Source organism: Bradyrhizobium genosp. SA-4 str. CB756 (assembly GCF_000473125.1).
Lineage (GTDB): Bacteria > Pseudomonadota > Alphaproteobacteria > Rhizobiales > Xanthobacteraceae > Bradyrhizobium > Bradyrhizobium arachidis.
In genome coordinates, this window is record NZ_KI421499.1 from 2,266,139 (window position 1) to 2,284,043 (window position 17,905).

Consider the following 17,905-nt stretch of genomic DNA (forward strand, 5'->3'; position numbering starts at 1 on the left):
ATCGTGTTTTGGCTCGGCACAGATAGCGTGGAGGCATATGATGAATAAGCATCTTCTGGTCGTTGCGACGGCGATCCTCCTCTCCTGTTTTGCCGCGAACGGCCCTGCGCGGGCGCAAAGCGCTGACATCAAGACGATCGTCTCGGTCAACGGGCCGCCGGTCGTCTTGAACCAGAGCAGTTCGACCAACCTGGCCGGCGTGTTCATGGTCGGCGGTAACACCAGCGCGACTGTCACCCAGAACGGCTCGAATAATGCTGTCGGCATCCTGCAATTCGGTGGGGTGACGTCGGCTTCGGTCGGGCAGACCGGCATGACTAATTTCGCCTTCGTCGGCCAGACCGGTCAGTCGGCGACGAGCGTCGTGTCGCAACTCGGCAGCATGAATACGGGAGCGATCGCCCAGTTTGGCATGATCAACTCGTCGACGGTTGGTCAACACAGCCCGTAGCACACGAGCTTGCGGGCATCGACAACGAAGCGGAGAAGCGCGATGCGGTGGGGCAGGCCTATCTTGAGGCACGTGTTGGCCGCGGCGGCATTGCTTGCCGTCGTCGGCACGGCGACGCAGGCGCCGGCAGGGTCCGTCCAACGCACGCTGACCAACCGGAACGTGAGCATCGAAACGATCGTGCAGTTCGGCAACGATGTTCAGCCTGTCACGATCGAGGAAAACAGCCGCATCAACATCGCGCGGGTGATCCAGATCGGCGGGACCGGCACGGTGGACGCGACGATCATCCAGAACGGGGTGCGCAACTATGCCAATGTGATCCAGGTGGGCGGAACCACCAATGCGGCGGTCGGCCAGTCCGGCCTCAGCAACACCGCCGACATCACCCAGATCGGCAATTCCACCAATGCGCTCCTGCTCCAGATCGGTGATATGAATACGGGAGCGGTGCGGCAGTTCGGGCGTTTCAACTGGCTGGCGATCTTCCAGTTTGGCCGATGAAGGAGTCTGACATGAGATTATTCCTGCTCGCATCCGGCATAGGAATCATGAGCGTGATCGCGACGGCGCCGGCCGGGGCTGCCGACGGTCACACGACGGTGGTTCAGGACGAGAACGGCACCTCCGTCATCACGCAGAGCGGCGATCCGGCGCAGGCCGAGGTGAAGATCGAGAAGGAGCCCGGGCGTACGACGGTCTACCGCCGCAGCGGCGGAAACACGGCCATCGTGACCCAAGGCACCGGAAATGGCCCCGGAAACGCGCAGGACATGCTCGACTGGCTGCGCAAGCAGCAGGGCCGCTGACGCGCGAAGGCCCACCGTCCGTGGAAGGACGATGGGCCCTGGCCGTGAGCTGAGGCTACCAGCGATAGACGCCGGTCAGCGTGCCGTTGTTATTCCCTGCCGGGCCGACATCGCCCTGCGTCGAGCTCGGCGCCGGATGGTTGCTGCCGTTGAGCGTGCCGTATGGCCCGGTGACCTCAGGATAATATGCGCGCGGCTGAACCGTCTCATAGGCGGGAGCGTCCCAGCCGGCGCGTGGTCCGTTCCAGCCATAGCCCTGCGCCGATGCGGCCGTGGTGCCCGCGACGAGCGATGCCGTGATCAGGCAGAAGAGTTTTGACTTGTTCTGCATTGGGGATGCTCCTTTTCTTGTCGGGGCCAACGACCGCGATGGGGGAGCGTTCCGGACGTATTTTGGCGGTGCCGATCAACTCCGATCAACTGGTTATGAAGGGCCGGTCGTGGAACGAAGCGCCTGAAACGCGTAAAGAATTCCGGGCGTTCTGCCGCACCCTGTTCCGCGTTCATCCCGCGCCTTAACCAAACATTAATTATACGTTTGCGGGTGGGTGACGGCCCGGCCTAGCGTGCGGTGGGGAGCCGCTTTTCGCGAAGCCAAACGAGTTGGTGCGTATCATGATGTCCAGATCATATGGGGCGCTGTTCGCCTCGTTCAGCGCAGCCGCGCTGCTCCTTAGTCCCAGCGACAGTTTTGCACGACCCGGCGGCGCCGCGCCGCATGGCATGGTGAGCGCTGCCGCGCCGCCGGCCGCGGCGGCGCGTCCGCCGATCGCGCCGGGCGCCCGGTTCCGGGGCCGCAACACGCCCTGGGTCTATTGGCCGGGCGGCGGCGGCTTCTTCTACGACGGCGCGGGCTACAGCCAGCCGTTTGCCGATATCGGGCAGCCGGCCTCCACGGACGTGCGCTACACCTACACGTATGACGTTCCCTGGGACTGGACGCATCGCTTCCCGCCGAACGTCGTGCCGTCGGACCGGCCCTATGTGCCGAGCTGCCCGACCGAGCAGGTGACGGTGCCCGGCCGCGGCGGCGGCGAGCACACCGTCAACATCATGCGCTGCTACTGAGCAGCGCATTCGGCTTAGTTAGCCGAGTTCAAAACTCGTCACGCCGAAGACGCGGTCGATCCGCAAGCTCGGGATCGGCCCTGTGTACATCCGCGCCGTCTCGAACACCGGTTTGAGCCCGAGCTGTTCTGCGAGCGCGAGCGCCTCGCGGTTGACGGCGGGGACATCGAGAAAGATCTCGCCGCCGCCGACGCTTGTGACCAAGGCCTGCACGATCGCTTCCGCCGCGGCGCGATCATCGGCGACGAGCGGGCCGATCTTGCAGCCGCTCCGGCACGGCCGGATTACGCCCCATGCGGCGAGCTTGCCGTCGCGCATCAGCGCGCGGCCGACATGGCCCGATGTCCCGATCCAGGCGCGCAGGAAGGCGCTGCGCCGGGCCGGGAACACGGTGGCGTCGTCCGCTTCCACTAGCGCGAACGGGACCGTGTCGAGCGCGACGACATCGGCTCGTGCCGATGCAGCCGCGACGACGCCGCCATAGCGGATGTTGGCATAGGCGAGCTGGAAGCCGGACTTTTTGTAGTTGTCCTGCTGCGCCACGACGCCGTCGAGGCCGATCACGCGCGTGCCTGCATGCGCGATCGCCGCGTTCCAGATGCTGAGGCCGTGGCCTCTACCGCGAAAGGCTGCGCGCACGATGTAGAAACCGAGGAAGGCGAAGCGATCATCGTAATTGACGCAGGAGACGGTCGCGACCGGCTCGCCGTCGATCTCGCCGACGAAGAAACCCTTCGCGTCGGGGATGGCGAAGCAGGCGGCGTCGGAGAGGCCCGGATTCCAGCCCTCGGCCGCGGCCCAGTCGGCGGCGAGGGAAATTTCGTCTGGGCGCAGATTGCGGATCTGCAGGTCGTTCATGACGGATGCTCTCGGCGGTGGACCTGCCGGCAGGTCCGGCAGTAGAAGGCCTCATGATAGGCCGGGTGTGCGGCTCGCCTCAACACAGGGATAATGGACATGGCAGCAGAGAAGGTCACACTCGTCACCGCCGGCGGCAGCGGCATGGGGGCAGGGGCTGCGCGGCGCCTTGCGGCCGACGGCTTTCGCGTCGCGATCCTGTCGTCCTCCGGCAAGGGCGAGGCGCTGGCGGCCGAGCTCGGCGGGTTTGGCGTCACCGGCTCCAACAAGTCGAGCGACGATCTGAAGCGCCTCGTCGACGGCGCGCTGGCCAAGTGGGGACGCATCGACGTGCTCGTCAACAGCGCGGGCCACGGGCCGCGCGCGCCGATCACGGAGATCACCGACGAGCAATGGCATGCCGGCCTCGATACCTATCTGCTCAACGTGATCCGGCCGACGAGGCTGGTGACGCCGGTGATGCAGGCGCAGAAGGGCGGTGCCATCATCAATATCTCGACCGCCTGGGCATTCGAGCCGAGCGCGATGTTTCCGACCTCCGCGGTGTTCCGTGCCGGGCTCGCCGCCTTCACCAAGATCTTCACCGACACCCATGCCGCCGACAACATCCGCATGAACAACGTGCTGCCGGGCTGGATCGACAGCCTGCCGCAGACGGATGCGCGCCGCGACAGCGTGCCGATGCGGCGCTACGGCAAGGTCGAGGAGATCGCCGCGACGGTCGCGTTCCTCGCCTCCGACGGCGCGGCCTATATCACCGGCCAGAACATCCGCGTCGACGGCGGACTGACGCGCTCGGTCTGAGGCTGCCGATCGAATCGCATTCTTGCGGCCGTGTCGTGATGCGACGCGGCCCTGCATCGCGCGTCGCTTGCGATGGATGCTGCGTGGCCTTTGCGTCACACTCGCGATGCGTTCGCGCGTAGCGCGGCTCACACTACGTCACAGTCCCAACGAACTTCGCCGCAGCCCAAGACGATGGGCGATCCACGACCTATGCCCAACCTGCGCTGGACGGCTTCCGCCGCGCGCATTTCGAAGCGCGAGTTCAGTCGCGCGGGGCAAGGAGACTGGGATGAAGAAGTTTTTGCTGGCGGTCGCATCGCTTGTGCTCGGCACCGCATCCGTGCAGGCGGCCGACCTCGCGGCGCACTACACCAAGGCGCCGGTGATGGCGCCGGTCTATAACTGGACCGGCTTCTATGTCGGCGGCAATGTCGGCGGGCAGTGGGGTAGCGCCAATCCGAGCACCTCGACCGTCTACGATCCTGCCGGCTATTTCTTCACCACCAGCGTGCCCGCCGTCAATGCGGTCGGCGCCCAGCACGTCAACAGCTCCAGCGTGACCGGCGGTTTCACGGCCGGCTACAACTGGCAGGTCAACAACGCCGTGTTCGGCCTCGAGGGCGACATCAACTATTTCGGCTTCAAGGGCAGTGCCACCGGCTCGGCCCTGTATCCCTGCTGTGCACCCTTTGCCTTCACCGTCAACTCCTCGGTCTCGGCCGACTGGCTCGCCACCATTCGGGGCCGCCTCGGCTTCCTCGCCGCGCCGAGCTGGCTGATCTACGCCACCGGCGGTGCCGCGATCGCAGAGGTGAAGGGCAACTTCAATTTCACCGACACATTTGGCGCGACCGAATCCGCCGCGATCCGCGACACCCGCGTCGGTTGGACGGCTGGTGTCGGCGGTGAGTACGCGGTCGGCAATGGCTGGTCGCTCAAGGCCGAATATCTCTATGTCGATCTCGGCCGCGCCACCACGACCAGCACCAATCTGGCCAACTTCGGGCTCACCTTCCCAGGCAACGGGTACACCCACTCGGTCGATATCAAGTCGAACATCGTGCGTGTTGGCTTGAACTACAAGTTCGGCGGACCGGTCGTCGCCAGGTATTAAGATCATCCCGTTCCGTCCTGACGTGGAAAGCCCCGGCTCAGCCGGGGCTTTCTATTTTGAAGAGGCTTTCTGTTTCGAAGCTCAGCCTGTGTGTGACGCCACCAGATGCGCCAGCGCGGGCAGGATCTTGTAGCGGGCGATCTCGTGCGGAAATTCGCCGCGATTGGCGAGCAGGACGATGCCGATCCGCCGTGCCGGCACGAGACCGAGATAGCCGGAGGCGTTGTTGAGGCCGCCCGGCTTGTCGACGATGGTGACGCCGGGCAGGCGCACATTCTCCCAGGCCATGCCCTGTCCGAATCTCTCGTCGACGCGGAAGACCTCGTGCTGCGTCATCCGCAATGCCTCGCGCAGGTGCGGGTAGACCGATCGGCCGTCGACTGAGGCCGCGACGAATGCACCAAGATCGCGCGCGGACGAAAACATCTGGCCGGTGCCCGGAAAATCGAAGTAGCTCTGCTGGTTGCCGGGCGGGCCGATCGCCATGCCCTGATCCGAATAGCCTTGCACGACGCGCTGCATCCAAACCGCGTCCATGACGGCGCGGTTGTCCGGCCCGCGCTCGGGCACGGAGGTCGCGGCCATGCCGAGCGGCCTCAGGATGCGCTGTTCGAGCAGCGTCGCGATCGGGGTGCCGTAACGGCGCTCGAGCACGAGCTGAAGCAGCACGTAGCCGGCATGGCTGTAGACGCGCTGCCTGCCGGGCGCTTCGCCGGCCTGCGGCGTCCATGCGTTGAGCATGGAGATGAACTGCGCCTGGGTGAACGACTCGTTCGGCCAGGGCGGATGATCGGTCGGCAGCCTCAGTCCCGATGAGTGCGCGGCGAGCTGACCGACGGTAACGCGGCGGACATAATCGCCCGTGAGCTCAGGCAGATATTTCGGCAAGGCATTGTCGAGCCGCAATTCACCGCGGAGCGTGCCGAGCGCGACCAGCGTCGCCTCGAACGGTTTGCGCAGGGAGCCGAGGTTGAACAGCGTGTCCGGCGTGACCGGCCTGCGCGTCGCGTCATCTGCAAAGCCGAACGTGAAGAACTCGACATGGCGCCCCGCATAGAGCGCGGCGGCAAGACCGCCCGGATGGTCCGGCGTCGCGGTTGGCGCGAGCTCGGCGGCGACGATGTCGCGCATCTGCGCGATCATGTCGGAATCCGCAAATGCGCGCCGCGGGCGAAGCGCGATCGCCAGCGGAACGAGCGCAGCCCGGGCGAAGCTTCGTCGGGTGATCGAGGATGATGTGACAACAGGCGGCACGCGCTCGGACGAATCATGCTTGTGCGCCCCCAAGTATCTTCTAGCGGTGAGGGTGCGAGGTCCCAATTCACGATTGCGCGTTGTGAGTTCCGTGGGGCGTGTAACCCGGATTGCGCTCGGCTCCATCCGGGCTATGGTGCCACGAGATTTTACTTAGCCAATCGGATAACAATTGTTGACGTCCGGCCGCTGCCGTGATTAGTTAGCTTCATGGCTAACCAATTATCCTATCTCGACCAGGTTTTCGCAGCCCTTGCCGATCCCACCAGGCGGGCGATCGTGATGCGACTATGCGCAGGCGAGGCGTCGGTCGGCGAGCTCGCCGATCCCTTCGACATGGCGCTGCCGAGCTTCATGAAACACATCCACGTGCTGGAAACGAGCGGGCTCGTTCAGTCCGAGAAATCCGGCCGCGTGCGCACCTGTCGTCTCAGTCCGGATGCACTTGTCGGCGCCGAGGACTGGTTCCAGCAGCAGCGCGCGATCTGGGAGGCGCGGCTCGACCGGTTCGAGGCCTATGTGATGAAGCTCAAGAAGGAGAAGGAGGCGGCCGCCGCCAAACGGCCGTCCCGAACAACCAAACGGAAAGGTACCTGACGATGACGAGTTCTGCCAATCCCGCCTTGTCGCAATGGTCGCTCGACCGCGAGATCGTGATGTCGCGCGTGATCGACGCGCCGCGCGAGCTGGTGTTCGAGGCGTGGTCCGACCCGAAACATCTGCCGCAATGGTTCGGACCGAAGGGATTCAAGGTCGAGACCTTCGAGATCGATGTCCGCGTCGGCGGCGTCTGGCGCTTCAACATGATCGGCCCCGACGGCACGGTCTATCCCAACCGCATGCGCTTCCGCCGCATCGAGCGGCCGTCGCTGATGGAGATGGACCATGGCGTCGACCAGGACGACGATCCCGGCATGTTCCGCTTCACCCTTACCTTTGCCGAGCAGAGCAACGGCAAGACGGTGCTGATGATGCGGCAACTGGCATCGAGCACCGAGCAGCGCGACGGCATGATCGGCTTCGGCGCGGTCGAATATGGCTACCAGACGCTGGACAAGCTGGCGGCATATGTGTCCGGAATGAAGCGGTAAGGCTTCGACATGGATCGGCCCCAGCGAGGGGAGGAATCTCGCTGGGGCCGCACTTGCGCGCGCCTTGAAAAGGGACCGGCTTCGATGCGCGATCCGTGATCAGCTAGCGCCGCGGCGTGACTCCGTTGGAAGGCGGGGTCGTTTCGTTGCGCATGCCGGGAGAGCTGGAGGCGCCTTGTCCGCCGCGCTCCACATGCGAGATGCCGCCACCGCCACTGCCGGCACCTCCCGCGCCTGCACCGTCTCCGCTCCCGCCCGAACCGGATCCGCCTGAACCCGCGCCAGCGCCAGCGCCGCCACCGGCTCCGCCGCCAGCGCCACCACCAGCACCGCCTCCGGCACCGCCGCCCGCACCTTGTGCGAACGCTGCGCCGACCGAAGCGCCCGCGAGCACCGCGGCTGTAAAGATCGTCAGCACTGTCTTACGCATATTGCTGCTCCTCGAGGTTTTGACACGTGATGACCAATCGTGTGCGACGCCAACCCGTTCCTATGGGAGGCGTGGTCAGAGTCGTTGGTGCGGACACACGGCAACCTCACCGAACGCTGAGCGAGGGAGTCGACCGCAGAACGCAAAAGCGGCCGCGCGACCCCATGTTGCCGAAACGGCGGTCCACGGGCGGCGTTCCTGCGAGCGCAACTGGTTTGGTGTTCGGCTATCGCAGGTTAGCGTCGGGTCCGAGGATCGGAACACCGGCCGACCAGCTGCGGCGAACCGGCACCGGTAGGAACGATCGCGGCCGTTTCGCTTTGGCGGTGATGACGCATATTATCTTCAGCGACTACCGCAATACGGCTGCCGAGGAGGCCTACGAGATCGCCTGGGACTTTCTCACGCGGGCCGGCGCCATTCGCAATGAGTTCGAAGCCTGCGTGTTCCTGGCGCAGCGCATTGCCGTGATGGTCGACCAAGGCCAAACCAACCGTATCCGCATGGCCAACCGCGCGATCTCCGAATACCAGCAGCACGCCGATGAAAGCGACGACCTCACGCGCTGCGGCGGCTGCCGCGGCGAGGGGCGTTGAGCGCCGGCCTCCGATGCGACATGCCTGGGATGCCGGCGCGGTGGCGCGCTACTCACCCTTGAGCCCGGCCTCGCGGATCAGCGCGCTCCATTTCTGCGTCTCGTTGTCGATGAATTGACCGAACGCGGCGGCACTGGCTGGCCGCACCTCCAGCCCTTGGGCCGTCAGCTTGTCCTTGATCACGGGTTCGGCGAGCGCGCGCAGCACCTCGGCCTGAAGCTTGTCAACGGTTGCACGCGGCGTGGTCGCGGGCGCCATGAAGCCGTACCATCCGGCGGCGACAACGTTGGGAAAGCCCTGCTCGCGCAAGGTCGGTGCTTGTGGGTAGAGCGCGCTGCGCTCGGCCGAGGCGACGCCGAGCACCAGGAACTTGCCACTCTGGATGTAAGGCAGTGCGGTCGGCAGCGCCGTCAGCGTGGCATCGACACGGCCGGCGAGGAGCTCGGTGTAAGAGGCTGCATCGCCGCGGAAGGGGATGTTGAGGCCCTTCACACCGGCATCGCGGAATAGGAGCTCGCCGGCAAGATGCGGCTGCGAGCCGGCGCCGGGCGAGGCGAAGGTCAGCCCATCCGGCTTTGATTTGCCGTAAGCGATCAGCTCCGGCAGGGTCTTGTACGGCGCCTCCGCGCTGATGATCAGGAACAGCGGCGCGATCACCGCCATGGCGACAGGCTGAAGATCCCGGCGCTCGTAGGTCAGCTTGCCGAACAGCGCTTCGGCCGTGGCATAGGGGGCGGCGACATAGAGCAGCGTGTAGCCGTCGCCCGGCGCGTGCGCGACCGTGTCGTTGGCGATGCGCGTGCCGGCACCCGGCTTGTTCTCGACGATGAACTGCTGATGCAGGCTGCGGCCGAGCTCTTCGGCGAGCAGGCGCAGCGAGATGTCGTTCGAGCCGCCCGGCCCGTAGGGCGAGATCAGCCGCACCAGGCGCGAGGGCCAGGCGTCCTCAGCGCGTGCCGCGAATGGGACGCAGGGCAGCGCAAGCGCAGTCCCCAGCAATGTTCGGCGCGTGATGGTCATGTTGGCCTCCCGGGCGTGGAGCGCCAGTTTTGTTGTTCATCGATTGGCGCTCTTCTTGTTTGATTTTCGCATCTCGACGGCAGGCTCCGCCGCATGGACCACTGCGCGGATGCTGTCGGCAAGGGCGGCGATCCGCGGGCCGATCTCGCCCTCCAGCTGACCTGGCTGGAGCCGAAATGCGGGGATGCCGCAATTGATCGAGAAGGACTGATTGAGCTCGCGCGCGTGAAACAGCGGCGCAGCGACGGCATGGATCGAGGCGATGTACTCGCCAAAACAGGTGCAGAAGCCGCGGCTGGCGCATTGGGCGAGCCCGGCGCGGTATTTGTCGCGGAAGGCCGCCCACAGCTCGGCGTCTTCGGCTGCGATCTGCCGTTCAAGCCGCTCCGCATCGGCCAGCGGCAAGGTCGCTGCCGCGGCACGGCCCATCGCGGTCATCACGACGGGAATCGGCATGCCGACGTCGGGGACGTGCGGACCGACATCGCCGGAGCGCGCAGTCTCGACGTAGATCATCGAGGTCGCATCGAGCAGGCCGATCGAGACCGTGCCGCGCACGCTCTGCGCCAGCTCCTGCATCATCGGCCGCGCCAGCTGCCGAAATTGCATGTCGGCAAGCAGCGGGTGCGCCATCCGCAGCGCGCGCGCAGCGAGACGGTATTTCGTCCGCGCGGCTTCGTAGCGGAGGTATCCGAGCTCGGCCAGCGTATGCGTCAGCCGCGCCACGGTCGGCCGCGGGATGCCCGTCAGCTTCGACAGCTCCATGTTGCCGAGCAGGGTGGTGCCGGCCTTGAAGGCCTCGAGCACGACGAGACCTTTTGCCAGCGTGGTTGCGAAGGCGGCGTCATCGGTGCTCGCCGCGAGCACCGCGGCGGCGGTCGCGTGTGGAAGACGCCGTTTGGATGAGGAAGCGCGGGCCATGCTCGAATATCGAACGTGTGGTGCGACTTTGTCCAATAAAATCGAAGATGGCGCCAAAACCGTCCACTATACGGACGACACTTCGCCGTCTTCGATGTCGCCCCAAGCGCGCCCGGAACGCTCAAGCGCACAAATTTTTGTCGTGATTGCGTGGCGTCTTGTGACATTATTATTACGAAGACATGTCACGTCGATTACAGCGGAGCGAATCATGTTGCAGTGGCAGGCGCGGTCAAATCCCCTCGCGTGGTGGTGGGGGTCCCTGACGCTGGTCAGTGCCGCCAACATCCTCGTCTGGTTCATGCTGTATCGCGAGTTCTATCCGACGGTCGCAGGGAGCGTCGGCGGCGGCTCTGATATCGGCCTGATGTTCCTGCTCTGCGCCGCCTATGTGTTCGGCTGCGCTTTCCGCTCGGTGCTGCCGCGCGCCGACGTGCAGCGCATCTGCCTGTTCGACACATGGCTGTCGAGCGTCTTCGTCGGTCGCACGGTCGCGACCGTGGCCGAAGTCTGCTTCGCGGCACAATGGGCCATCATCCTGCACCAGTTCGGCACCATGACCGGCGCGGAAACTGTGGTGACCATCGCGTGGTTGATCGTGCCGGTGATCATCGTCGCGGAGTGCTTCTCCTGGTACGCGGTCGTGACCACCAACTTCCTCTACAACGCGATCGAGAACTCGCTGTGGGCGGTGACCTTCTTCCTCGCCGGCATCGCGCTGTGCCGTCTGATGCCGGAATTCCAGGGGCCGGTGCGCTGGGCGCTGATCGCCGGCATCGTCGGCATCGCCTGCTTCCTCGCCTTCCTCGTCACCGTCGACGTGCCGATGTATCTCAGCCGCTGGCGGGCAGGGCACGCCGAGGGCAACCGATTCCTCGGCTTGCTCGAAGGCCTGCATGACGTCTCGACGCGTTGGGTGGTGACCCACGACATCGCGCACTGGAAGGGCGAGCTGACCTGGATGTTCCTGTATTTCAGCGCCGCGGTGTGGTCGAGCCTAGCACTCTGCGCGCTCTACGCCATGGAAGGCTATCTCACGCGTTATCTGGCCTGATCGATCGAGTCTCACCGAGATCGACCTCTGTCAGAAGTCCCTGACGCAACGCCAGCCGGACCAGCTCGATGTCGGAGCCGACGCCGAGCTTGTCCTTGATCAGCGAATGCAGGTTGGCGACCGTCTTTGGGCTGACATGCAGCGTCTCGGCGATCTCCTCCGTCGTGTTCTCGGCGAGCAACAGCCGCAGCACCTCGAATTCGCGCGGCGTGAGCACGTCGGCGGCCGAGCTCTCGCCGCTGATGCGGCTCAGCGCCAGCTCGTGGTCGATGTCGGGGCTGATGGCGATCTTGCCGGCCAGCACGTCCATCACCGCGCGCACCAGCGTCTCCGGCGGGCTCATCTTGGTGACGTAGCCGCGCGCGCCAGCGCGGATCGCCTGCACGGCGAAACCGGCGTTCTGGTGCATGGTGAAGACGAGTATCCGTGCGGACTTGTCCCATTGCCTGATGCGCCTGACGGCCTCGATGCCGCCGATGCCGGGCATGCTCAGATCCATGATGACGAGGTCGGGCGCCTCGGATTTGAACAGCCGGTAGGCCTCGGCGCCGTCGGACGCCTCGGCGACGACGCGCAGGCCCGGCTGCTTCTCGAGCACGGAGCGGTAGCCCTCGCGCACGACGGAATGATCGTCGACCAGCAGAATCGTCGCGGTCATGCCGCGTGCTCCAGCACCGGCCGATCGGCGGCCGCAAGCGGAATGACGACACGCAGCGCCGAGCCGCCGTTCGGTCCCGGCTCGAAGCTCAGCCGGCCGCGCAAGGCCGCGACACGCTCGCGCATGCCGAGCAGGCCCATTCCGGATTTCCCGGCGGGATCGGCCGAGCGTCCGTCATCGTCGATCGCGAGCGCGATCTCCTCAGGGCGCATCGTCAGTTCCAGGCTGACCTTGGTGGCGCCGGCATGCTTGGCGGCGTTGGTGAGCGCCTCCTGCACGATGCGGTAGAGATTGGCGCTGATCGTGGCCGGCAGGGTCTCGAACGTGCCGTCGAAACGGATCGCAAAGCGCGTCTCGCCGCGGCTGCGTCCATTCCACCCTGCGACCAGGCCTTCGAGACTGGCGACGAGCCCGAGCTCCTCGACGTCGGGCGGGCGCAGCCGGAACAGCGCGCCGCGCAGCGTCTCCATCATGCCGGTCGCGGTCCGCGCGATGCCGTCGCATTCGCTGAGCAAAGCAGGGCAATCCTGCGCGGCGGTCTGGCGGGCGGAGGAGGCGAGCGCGCGGATGGCGGCCAGCGACTGGCCGAACTCGTCGTGCAGCTCGCGCGCCAGATGACGGCGCTCCTCGTCCTGGAGCGCGATCAGTTTCCGCGTCAGCTCGTTGCGTTCAGCCAGCGCAGTGTCGAGGCTTTCGGCGAGATGGTTGAAGACGTCGCGGATGGCGGATAGCTCGGCGAGGTCGAACGGCGGCAGCCGCGCGGTGAGGTCACCAGCTGCGACCCGTTCGAGGCCGGTGCGGATCATGTGGGTCGGGCGCAGCGCCCGCGCCAGCGCGGCGTAGACCAGGACGCACAACAGCGGCAGGGCGATTGCGAGCGCCAGCATCAGCCGGCCGGCCTCGTGCCAGGCTTCGGCCGTCTGCACCGTCGGATCGAGCCAGACCACGGCATCGCCGAGCTTTGCTCCGCGCACGATCACCGGCCGAGCCGCCTCGCGGCCGGGGTCGAACAGGCTGCGATAGAACGCCGTGAAGGCCTGCGGCGGCGGCGTTGCCGGAGGCACGCCGCTACAGAAGCGCTGGAGCATGTCGCCGCCGGTGCCGCGGACGGCCAGACACAGGCCGGGCGTCATCACATAGGCCGCCACGGGATCGAGATTCGGAAAGTCCGCGCGCGGGGCGGCCACCCACTGGACCTTGCCCTGCTGCAGCTCCAGCGACTTCGCCACGATGGCGGCGATGCTGTCGATCCGCGCATGGGCGGCGCGGTCGGCGGTGATGAGGAAATAGGCGGAGATCGCGGCGAAGCAGGCGGCCGATATGGCGGCCACGCGCAACGTCAGTCGGACCTTGAGATCGAATCTCGGACGGTTCCACATCGGCGGGCACCTGGCGAACGGGTATGTCGCCCGCGCATTAAACGGCAGAACGCAAGCCGCGCAAAGCGTTACGCTTTACCGCACTGCAATGTCGTGAAATTTTCCCGGCGCTGATCGGGACCGGCGCGGCTGCATGGCGCAGGGCTGCCCGCCAGATTGCGCCGCCGCTCCATCACATGAGGCCCGCATGCACCGCACCCGATTGATCCTCTCTGCGCTTTTCTTCCTCGTCCTCCCGGTGGCCACTTCGCCGGCTGGCGCCGAGGCCGCCATTGGCGTCGCCATGGACGATTTCAGCTATACCGATACGTCGGCCGAGCCGGCGAACCAGACCGCCGCCCACGAGCGGCGGCTGTCGGCATTCATGGCAGCGCTCAGGCGGGACATCGGCGCGGACGGCCGTTATCGGCTGGCGCCGTCGGCCCAGGACGGCGCGGCGTTCAAGGTGATCGGCGGCATCCAGAAGACCAGCACGCTGGTGCAATGGGCCAAGGTCGCCGTGATCGACGTCGGCGCCAAAAAGCTGGTGATGGACAAGCTCTACACTTTTCGCGGCGACAATGATGAATCATGGGAGCGCGCCGAGATTTTTGTCTCGCGCGAGGTGATGGCCGCACTCGCCACGCCCGCGCCGGTCGCGCTTGCGGTGTTCGATTTCGAGCTGGAGGACACGACCGCCGCATCAGCGGGCGCGTCAGCCGCGTCGGATGCGTCGTACCTCGCCGAAGTCACGGCCGGCGTGCGCGAGGTGCTCAGTCAATCCGGCCGCTATCGCATCGTCGAGATTGGCGGCGAGGCGGCCAAGGCGCACGCCTTGCGCGATTGCAACGGTTGCGAGGCATCGATCGCGCAGAAGCTCGGCGCGGATCAGTCGCTGATCGGCGTGGTGCGGCGGGTCAGCCGCACCGAATATACCCTGGGCTTCCAGGTCCGCGATGCCAGGACCGGCGCGGTGCTGGCGCGCGGGGATAGCGGTCTGCGCATGGGCGCGGACTATTCGTGGAAACGAGGGGCCGTTCGGCTCGTGAGCGAAAGCCTGGTCGAGAGCCAGTAGCTTAGAAGGTTAGTTGTACCTTCATCGATTGCGAGCGGTCGCTGGCGAGCTCGAAGGCGGCGACCGCGTTCTCGAACGGCATGGTCGCCGTGATCAGCGGCTTGACGTCGATCAGGCCGTCGCCCATCAGCCGCACCGCCAGCTCGAACTCGGGATCGAAGCGGAAGGTGCCGCGGAGCTGCAATTCCTTGGCGACGATGGTGTTGATCGGCAGCGTCATCTCGCCGCCGAGGCCGAGCTGCACCAGCGTCGCGCCGGGCCTGAGCACGTCAAGCGCGGTGCGCAGCGCGGCCTGATTGCCCGAGGCCTCGAACAGCGTGTCGAACACGCCCTTGCCGGTGCGCCAGGGATCGAGCGCGGCGGCATTGCTCGCGACGTTGATCGCGTGCGTGGCGCCGAGCTTTTTCGCGACCACCAGCGGTGCATCGGCCACATCCGTCACCACGATCTCGGATGCGCCGCCGAAGCGCGAGACCAGGATCATCAGGGCGCCGATCGGGCCGCAGCCGGTGATCAGCACGCGCTTGCCGAGGAGGGGGCCGGCCTGCTTGCCGGCATGCAGGCACACCGCGAGCGGCTCGGCGACCGCAGCTTCCGCCAGCGACAGCTTGTCGGAGATCGGCACGGCCTGGGTCGCGTCGACCGTGATGAACTCGCGAAAGCCGCCCTGCACATGGGGAAAGCGCATCGCGCTGCCGAGGAAACGCATGTCGAGGCATTGGTTGCGCATGCCCTCCTGGCAATGCAGGCACGCCCCGCACGGCTTGCTCGGATTGACCGCGACGCGGGTGCCTGCCTTCACGCTGGTGACGCCGTCGCCCACCGCCGCAACCACGCCGGCGATCTCATGCCCCAGCGCCATCGGCTGCTGGATGCGTACGACGCCGAAACCGCCGTGATGGTAGTAGTGCAGATCGGAGCCGCAGATGCCGCCATTGGCGATCTTGACGCGGACCTCGCCCGGGCCGGGCTCCGCGTCGGGATAGCTGTCGATCCGGAGGTCTTTTGGGGCGTGAATGACGACGGCGCGCATGGTCTCGTTCCCTTGTTCGCGATCACATCGCGGCGATCATGCCGCCATCGACATAGATGATCTGGCCGTTGACATAGGTGGATGCGTCTGAGGCGAGGAAGATCGCGGCGCCGACCAGCTCATCCGGCTTGCCCCAGCGTTTTGACGGGATGCGGCCCATCAGCCAGTTGTTGAAGTCGGCGTTGTTGACCAGCGCCTCGTTCATGTCGGTGAGCATGTAGCCGGGGCCGATCGCGTTGGCCTGGATGCCGTGCTGGGCCCATTCCACCGCCATCGAGCGGGTCAGGTTCTTGATGCCGCCCTTGGCGGCCGTGTAGGGCGCGATGGTCGGGCGCGCGAGCTCGCTGCCGAGCGAGCCGATGTTGATGATCTTGCCGTGCTTGCGCGGGATCATGCGCTTGGCCGCCTCACGGCCGATCACGAAGGCGCTGGTCAGGTTGGTCTCGATCACCTTGCGCCATTCATCGGTGGTGAATTCCACCAGCGGCTTGCGGTGCTGGATGCCGGCATTGTTGACGACGATGTCGACGGCGAGGCCTTGTCTGTCGAAGTCGTTGAAGGCGGCGACGATGGCGGGCTCGTCGGTGACGTTGAAGGCCGCGCCTTCGGCCTGATGCCCGGCAGCGCGGAATTCGGCGACGGCCTGCTCGACGCGCTTGGCATCGACGCCGTTGACGATGATCTTCGCGCCAGCCTTGGCCATGCCCTCGGCGATGGCGCGGCCGAGTCCGCGCGAGGAGCCGGTCACGAGTGCGGTGCGGCCGGAGAGGTCGAACAGGGCGGTGCTCATCTCAAAATTCCTCAGACGTTGGAGCGGCGCACGGTGAGATCGGTGCGGTCAAAGACGGCGGGCAGGAGATCGACGCCAAGGCCGGGTCCTTCCATCGGGAAGACATAGCCGTCCTTGATGGTGGGCATGGTGGTGACGAGCTCATTGTACCAGCCCTTGTAGAAGGCGCGCACGGATTCCTGGATCAAGGTGTTGGGCTGGCTGAACGACATGTGGATGGCGGCGATGAAGCCGATCGGGCCGATGCAGTCGTGCGGCGCGAAGGGGCGGTGATAGGTCTCGGCCATGGCCGCGATCTTGCGGCCCTCGGTGAGGCCGCCGGTCCAGCACAGGTCCGCCATCACGACATGCATGGCGTCGCGGTCGAGCATGTCCTTGTAGGGGAAGCGCGAGCCGAGCGTCTCGCTGGCGCAGACCCAGACGTCGGTCGAGCGGGCATATTCGGCCAGCGCCTGCGGCGAGTTCATGCGGATCGGGTCTTCGTACCAGGTCGGCTTGTAGGGCTCGAGCGCGCGCGCGATCTGTTTGGCGGTCGGCAGATTCCACAGCGAGTGGAGCTCGACCATGATCTCCATCTTGTCGCCGACGGCCTTGCGGATCTTCTCGAACGGCTCGATCGCCTGCTTCATCTGGGCTGCGGTGATGTAGAGGCCCTTGTTCTCCTGAGCCGCCGGATCGAACGGCCAGATCTTCATCGCGGAGATGCCGCTTTCAAGCAGGCTCGCGGCGAGCGCATCGGCGTGGTTCATGAAGCCGTCGAGGTCTTCATAGGGACCCTTGGACGCCCCGAGATTCCAGTTGGCGACCGGGCTGATATTGGTGGAGCGGACATATTGGGTGCCGGCGCAGGTGTTGTAGATGCGCTGCTTGTCGCGGCAGAGGCCGCCGAGCATCTGGTGAACCGGCTGATTGCAGACCTTGCCGAACAGGTCCCACAGCGCGATGTCGATCGCTGACGCCGCACGATATTCGACGCCGGTCGAGGACTGCGCCATCGGCAGGTTCAGCATGTCGCGATGGATCGCCTCGATGTGCAGGGGATTGCGGCCGAGCAGGCGGCCCGCGAACGTGTCGTGGATCTGCGCTTCGACGGCGCCTGCGCCATAGAAGGTCTCGCCGAGACCGATCACGCCCGCATCCGTGTGGATGCGTACCCAGATGACGTTGGAGAATTCCTCGGTGCGCAGCGTCTCGATCGACGTGATCTTCACGGCCATTGTCCTCCCATCGAAAGGCGCCTCGCGCCTGACTTCTCATTTTGCGTTGCAACATGTTGCAGGTCGCGCGGAAGTCTTACGCCTGCTTGTAATATATCACAACATGTTTTAAGGGTGCCACAAATAAGGCGCCGCCCGACAACGAGAGCGCGGACCTGACGGGAGAGGACGACATGGCACGGCGCAAGCGCGCGCTCGAGGTGGTGAGAAACGACGACGACGGCGAGGGCAAGCCCTCGCGACGCAATCGGCTCAACTTCTTCGAGCTCGCCTATCAGAAGATCGAAGAGCTCCTTGTTCATTGCGAGCTCAAGCCCGGACA

At 65.7% G+C, this 17,905-nt stretch carries 22 protein-coding genes; 11 read left to right on the forward strand and 11 right to left on the reverse strand.

The window, feature by feature from the left end; translation table 11 throughout:
* The first annotated feature begins 40 nt into the window (after positions 1-40).
* The 3 genes from BRAGE_RS0111305 (at position 41) to BRAGE_RS0111315 (ending at position 1,260) form a co-directional block, all read left to right on the forward strand.
* Positions 41-451, forward strand: coding sequence for a curlin (locus tag BRAGE_RS0111305; RefSeq protein WP_028146253.1), 411 nt, complete (start codon positions 41-43; stop codon positions 449-451).
* Positions 452-523: 72 nt separating this feature from the next.
* A complete protein-coding gene (locus BRAGE_RS0111310; protein ID WP_265440325.1) occupies positions 524-955 on the forward strand; it encodes a curlin in 432 nt (143 codons plus the stop codon).
* A gap of 11 nt (positions 956-966) precedes the next feature.
* Positions 967-1,260 (forward strand): hypothetical protein, encoded by a 294-nt coding sequence (locus tag BRAGE_RS0111315; protein ID WP_027559818.1) that lies wholly within the window; start codon positions 967-969, stop codon positions 1,258-1,260.
* Between the two features lie 55 nt (positions 1,261-1,315).
* On the opposite strand, the gene BRAGE_RS0111320 is transcribed toward BRAGE_RS0111315, so the two are convergent.
* Positions 1,316-1,591, reverse strand: a complete 276-nt coding sequence (locus BRAGE_RS0111320) for a hypothetical protein (RefSeq protein WP_027559817.1) — start codon at positions 1,589-1,591, stop codon at positions 1,316-1,318.
* 284 nt (positions 1,592-1,875) lie between these two features.
* Between BRAGE_RS0111320 and BRAGE_RS0111325 the strand changes: the two genes are divergently transcribed.
* Positions 1,876-2,328 (forward strand): hypothetical protein, encoded by a 453-nt coding sequence (locus BRAGE_RS0111325; RefSeq protein WP_027559816.1) that lies wholly within the window; start codon positions 1,876-1,878, stop codon positions 2,326-2,328.
* Positions 2,329-2,346: 18 nt separating this feature from the next.
* Here the strand turns inward: BRAGE_RS0111325 and BRAGE_RS0111330 are convergent, their stop codons facing one another.
* Positions 2,347-3,186: a GNAT family N-acetyltransferase gene (locus tag BRAGE_RS0111330; protein ID WP_027559815.1), complete on the reverse strand. Its 840-nt coding sequence runs from the start codon at positions 3,184-3,186 to the stop codon at positions 2,347-2,349.
* 99 nt (positions 3,187-3,285) lie between these two features.
* Between BRAGE_RS0111330 and BRAGE_RS0111335 the strand changes: the two genes are divergently transcribed.
* A complete protein-coding gene (locus BRAGE_RS0111335) occupies positions 3,286-3,990 on the forward strand; it encodes an SDR family oxidoreductase (protein WP_027559814.1) in 705 nt (234 codons plus the stop codon).
* Between the two features lie 271 nt (positions 3,991-4,261).
* Entirely contained in the window at positions 4,262-5,086 is an 825-nt protein-coding gene (locus tag BRAGE_RS0111340) for an outer membrane protein (RefSeq protein ID WP_027559813.1), read from the forward strand.
* Between the two features lie 81 nt (positions 5,087-5,167).
* On the opposite strand, the gene BRAGE_RS0111345 is transcribed toward BRAGE_RS0111340, so the two are convergent.
* Positions 5,168-6,229 carry a serine hydrolase gene (locus tag BRAGE_RS0111345; RefSeq protein WP_027559812.1) on the reverse strand — a complete coding sequence of 354 codons (1,062 nt, stop codon included), beginning with the start codon at positions 6,227-6,229 and terminating at the stop codon, positions 5,168-5,170.
* Between the two features lie 321 nt (positions 6,230-6,550).
* On the opposite strand from BRAGE_RS0111345, the gene BRAGE_RS0111350 reads away from it, so the two are divergent.
* The 3 genes from BRAGE_RS0111350 (at position 6,551) to BRAGE_RS48365 (ending at position 8,457) form a co-directional block, all read left to right on the forward strand.
* Positions 6,551-6,937: an ArsR/SmtB family transcription factor gene (locus BRAGE_RS0111350; protein ID WP_027559811.1), complete on the forward strand. Its 387-nt coding sequence runs from the start codon at positions 6,551-6,553 to the stop codon at positions 6,935-6,937.
* A gap of 2 nt (positions 6,938-6,939) precedes the next feature.
* Entirely contained in the window at positions 6,940-7,431 is a 492-nt protein-coding gene (locus BRAGE_RS0111355) for an SRPBCC family protein (protein WP_027559810.1), read from the forward strand.
* A 648-nt stretch (positions 7,432-8,079) separates the two neighbouring features.
* Complete coding sequence (locus tag BRAGE_RS48365) at positions 8,080-8,457, forward strand: hypothetical protein (protein ID WP_430642167.1); 378 nt, start codon at positions 8,080-8,082, stop codon at positions 8,455-8,457.
* Positions 8,458-8,505: 48 nt separating this feature from the next.
* On the opposite strand, the gene BRAGE_RS0111365 is transcribed toward BRAGE_RS48365, so the two are convergent.
* Both BRAGE_RS0111365 and BRAGE_RS0111370 read right to left on the reverse strand, forming a co-directional pair.
* Positions 8,506-9,477: a Bug family tripartite tricarboxylate transporter substrate binding protein gene (locus BRAGE_RS0111365; RefSeq protein ID WP_027559808.1), complete on the reverse strand. Its 972-nt coding sequence runs from the start codon at positions 9,475-9,477 to the stop codon at positions 8,506-8,508.
* A gap of 36 nt (positions 9,478-9,513) precedes the next feature.
* On the reverse strand, positions 9,514-10,398 hold the full coding sequence (locus BRAGE_RS0111370; RefSeq protein ID WP_027559807.1) for an IclR family transcriptional regulator: 885 nt from the start codon (positions 10,396-10,398) through the stop codon (positions 9,514-9,516).
* 211 nt (positions 10,399-10,609) lie between these two features.
* Between BRAGE_RS0111370 and BRAGE_RS0111375 the strand changes: the two genes are divergently transcribed.
* Positions 10,610-11,452 (forward strand): hypothetical protein, encoded by an 843-nt coding sequence (locus BRAGE_RS0111375; RefSeq protein ID WP_027559806.1) that lies wholly within the window; start codon positions 10,610-10,612, stop codon positions 11,450-11,452.
* Here the strand turns inward: BRAGE_RS0111375 and BRAGE_RS0111380 are convergent.
* Together BRAGE_RS0111380 and BRAGE_RS0111385 are read right to left on the reverse strand one after the other, a co-directional pair.
* The gene (locus BRAGE_RS0111380) at positions 11,433-12,110 is read right to left on the reverse strand and encodes a response regulator (protein WP_027559805.1); all 678 of its coding nucleotides are present in this window, start codon (positions 12,108-12,110) and stop codon (positions 11,433-11,435) included. The genes BRAGE_RS0111375 and BRAGE_RS0111380 overlap by 20 nt on opposite strands.
* Positions 12,107-13,489 carry a sensor histidine kinase gene (locus BRAGE_RS0111385; RefSeq protein WP_027559804.1) on the reverse strand — a complete coding sequence of 461 codons (1,383 nt, stop codon included), beginning with the start codon at positions 13,487-13,489 and terminating at the stop codon, positions 12,107-12,109. Before BRAGE_RS0111385 ends, BRAGE_RS0111380 begins: the two co-directional genes overlap by 4 nt.
* A 187-nt stretch (positions 13,490-13,676) precedes the next feature.
* Between BRAGE_RS0111385 and BRAGE_RS0111390 the strand changes: the two genes are divergently transcribed.
* Positions 13,677-14,543, forward strand: a complete 867-nt coding sequence (locus tag BRAGE_RS0111390) for a DUF3280 domain-containing protein (RefSeq protein WP_027559803.1) — start codon at positions 13,677-13,679, stop codon at positions 14,541-14,543.
* A 1-nt stretch (position 14,544) separates the two neighbouring features.
* Here the strand turns inward: BRAGE_RS0111390 and BRAGE_RS0111395 are convergent, their stop codons facing one another.
* The 4 genes from BRAGE_RS0111395 to BRAGE_RS56775 are packed head-to-tail and all read right to left on the reverse strand — an operon-like array spanning position 14,545 to position 17,885.
* Complete coding sequence (locus BRAGE_RS0111395; RefSeq protein ID WP_027559802.1) at positions 14,545-15,576, reverse strand: L-idonate 5-dehydrogenase; 1,032 nt, start codon at positions 15,574-15,576, stop codon at positions 14,545-14,547.
* 22 nt (positions 15,577-15,598) lie between these two features.
* Positions 15,599-16,366, reverse strand: a complete 768-nt coding sequence (locus BRAGE_RS0111400) for a glucose 1-dehydrogenase (protein WP_027559801.1) — start codon at positions 16,364-16,366, stop codon at positions 15,599-15,601.
* Between the two features lie 11 nt (positions 16,367-16,377).
* Positions 16,378-17,577 carry a mandelate racemase/muconate lactonizing enzyme family protein gene (locus BRAGE_RS0111405; protein WP_027559800.1) on the reverse strand — a complete coding sequence of 400 codons (1,200 nt, stop codon included), beginning with the start codon at positions 17,575-17,577 and terminating at the stop codon, positions 16,378-16,380.
* A complete protein-coding gene (locus BRAGE_RS56775; protein ID WP_231164057.1) occupies positions 17,574-17,885 on the reverse strand; it encodes a hypothetical protein in 312 nt (103 codons plus the stop codon). Before BRAGE_RS56775 ends, BRAGE_RS0111405 begins: the two co-directional genes overlap by 4 nt.
* Positions 17,886-17,905 lie beyond the last annotated feature (20 nt).

What these genes read in the sequence shown, in the direction of transcription:
- BRAGE_RS0111305 (WP_028146253.1), top strand. Translation starts at nt 41, where the DNA reads ATGAATAAGCATCTTCTGGTCGTTGCGACGGCGATCCTCCTCTCCTGT.
- BRAGE_RS0111315 (WP_027559818.1), top strand. Translation starts at nt 967, where the DNA reads ATGAGATTATTCCTGCTCGCATCCGGCATAGGAATCATGAGCGTGATC.
- BRAGE_RS0111320 (WP_027559817.1), bottom strand. Translation starts at nt 1,591, where the DNA reads ATGCAGAACAAGTCAAAACTCTTCTGCCTGATCACGGCATCGCTCGTC.
- BRAGE_RS0111325 (WP_027559816.1), top strand. Translation starts at nt 1,876, where the DNA reads ATGATGTCCAGATCATATGGGGCGCTGTTCGCCTCGTTCAGCGCAGCC.
- BRAGE_RS0111330 (WP_027559815.1), bottom strand. Translation starts at nt 3,186, where the DNA reads ATGAACGACCTGCAGATCCGCAATCTGCGCCCAGACGAAATTTCCCTC.
- BRAGE_RS0111335 (WP_027559814.1), top strand. Translation starts at nt 3,286, where the DNA reads ATGGCAGCAGAGAAGGTCACACTCGTCACCGCCGGCGGCAGCGGCATG.
- BRAGE_RS0111340 (WP_027559813.1), top strand. Translation starts at nt 4,262, where the DNA reads ATGAAGAAGTTTTTGCTGGCGGTCGCATCGCTTGTGCTCGGCACCGCA.
- BRAGE_RS0111345 (WP_027559812.1), bottom strand. Translation starts at nt 6,229, where the DNA reads ATGATCGCGCAGATGCGCGACATCGTCGCCGCCGAGCTCGCGCCAACC.
- BRAGE_RS0111350 (WP_027559811.1), top strand. Translation starts at nt 6,551, where the DNA reads ATGGCTAACCAATTATCCTATCTCGACCAGGTTTTCGCAGCCCTTGCC.
- BRAGE_RS0111355 (WP_027559810.1), top strand. Translation starts at nt 6,940, where the DNA reads ATGACGAGTTCTGCCAATCCCGCCTTGTCGCAATGGTCGCTCGACCGC.
- BRAGE_RS0111365 (WP_027559808.1), bottom strand. Translation starts at nt 9,477, where the DNA reads ATGACCATCACGCGCCGAACATTGCTGGGGACTGCGCTTGCGCTGCCC.
- BRAGE_RS0111370 (WP_027559807.1), bottom strand. Translation starts at nt 10,398, where the DNA reads ATGGCCCGCGCTTCCTCATCCAAACGGCGTCTTCCACACGCGACCGCC.
- BRAGE_RS0111375 (WP_027559806.1), top strand. Translation starts at nt 10,610, where the DNA reads ATGTTGCAGTGGCAGGCGCGGTCAAATCCCCTCGCGTGGTGGTGGGGG.
- BRAGE_RS0111380 (WP_027559805.1), bottom strand. Translation starts at nt 12,110, where the DNA reads ATGACCGCGACGATTCTGCTGGTCGACGATCATTCCGTCGTGCGCGAG.
- BRAGE_RS0111385 (WP_027559804.1), bottom strand. Translation starts at nt 13,489, where the DNA reads ATGTGGAACCGTCCGAGATTCGATCTCAAGGTCCGACTGACGTTGCGC.
- BRAGE_RS0111390 (WP_027559803.1), top strand. Translation starts at nt 13,677, where the DNA reads ATGCACCGCACCCGATTGATCCTCTCTGCGCTTTTCTTCCTCGTCCTC.
- BRAGE_RS0111395 (WP_027559802.1), bottom strand. Translation starts at nt 15,576, where the DNA reads ATGCGCGCCGTCGTCATTCACGCCCCAAAAGACCTCCGGATCGACAGC.
- BRAGE_RS0111400 (WP_027559801.1), bottom strand. Translation starts at nt 16,366, where the DNA reads ATGAGCACCGCCCTGTTCGACCTCTCCGGCCGCACCGCACTCGTGACC.
- BRAGE_RS56775 (WP_231164057.1), bottom strand. Translation starts at nt 17,885, where the DNA reads ATGAACAAGGAGCTCTTCGATCTTCTGATAGGCGAGCTCGAAGAAGTT.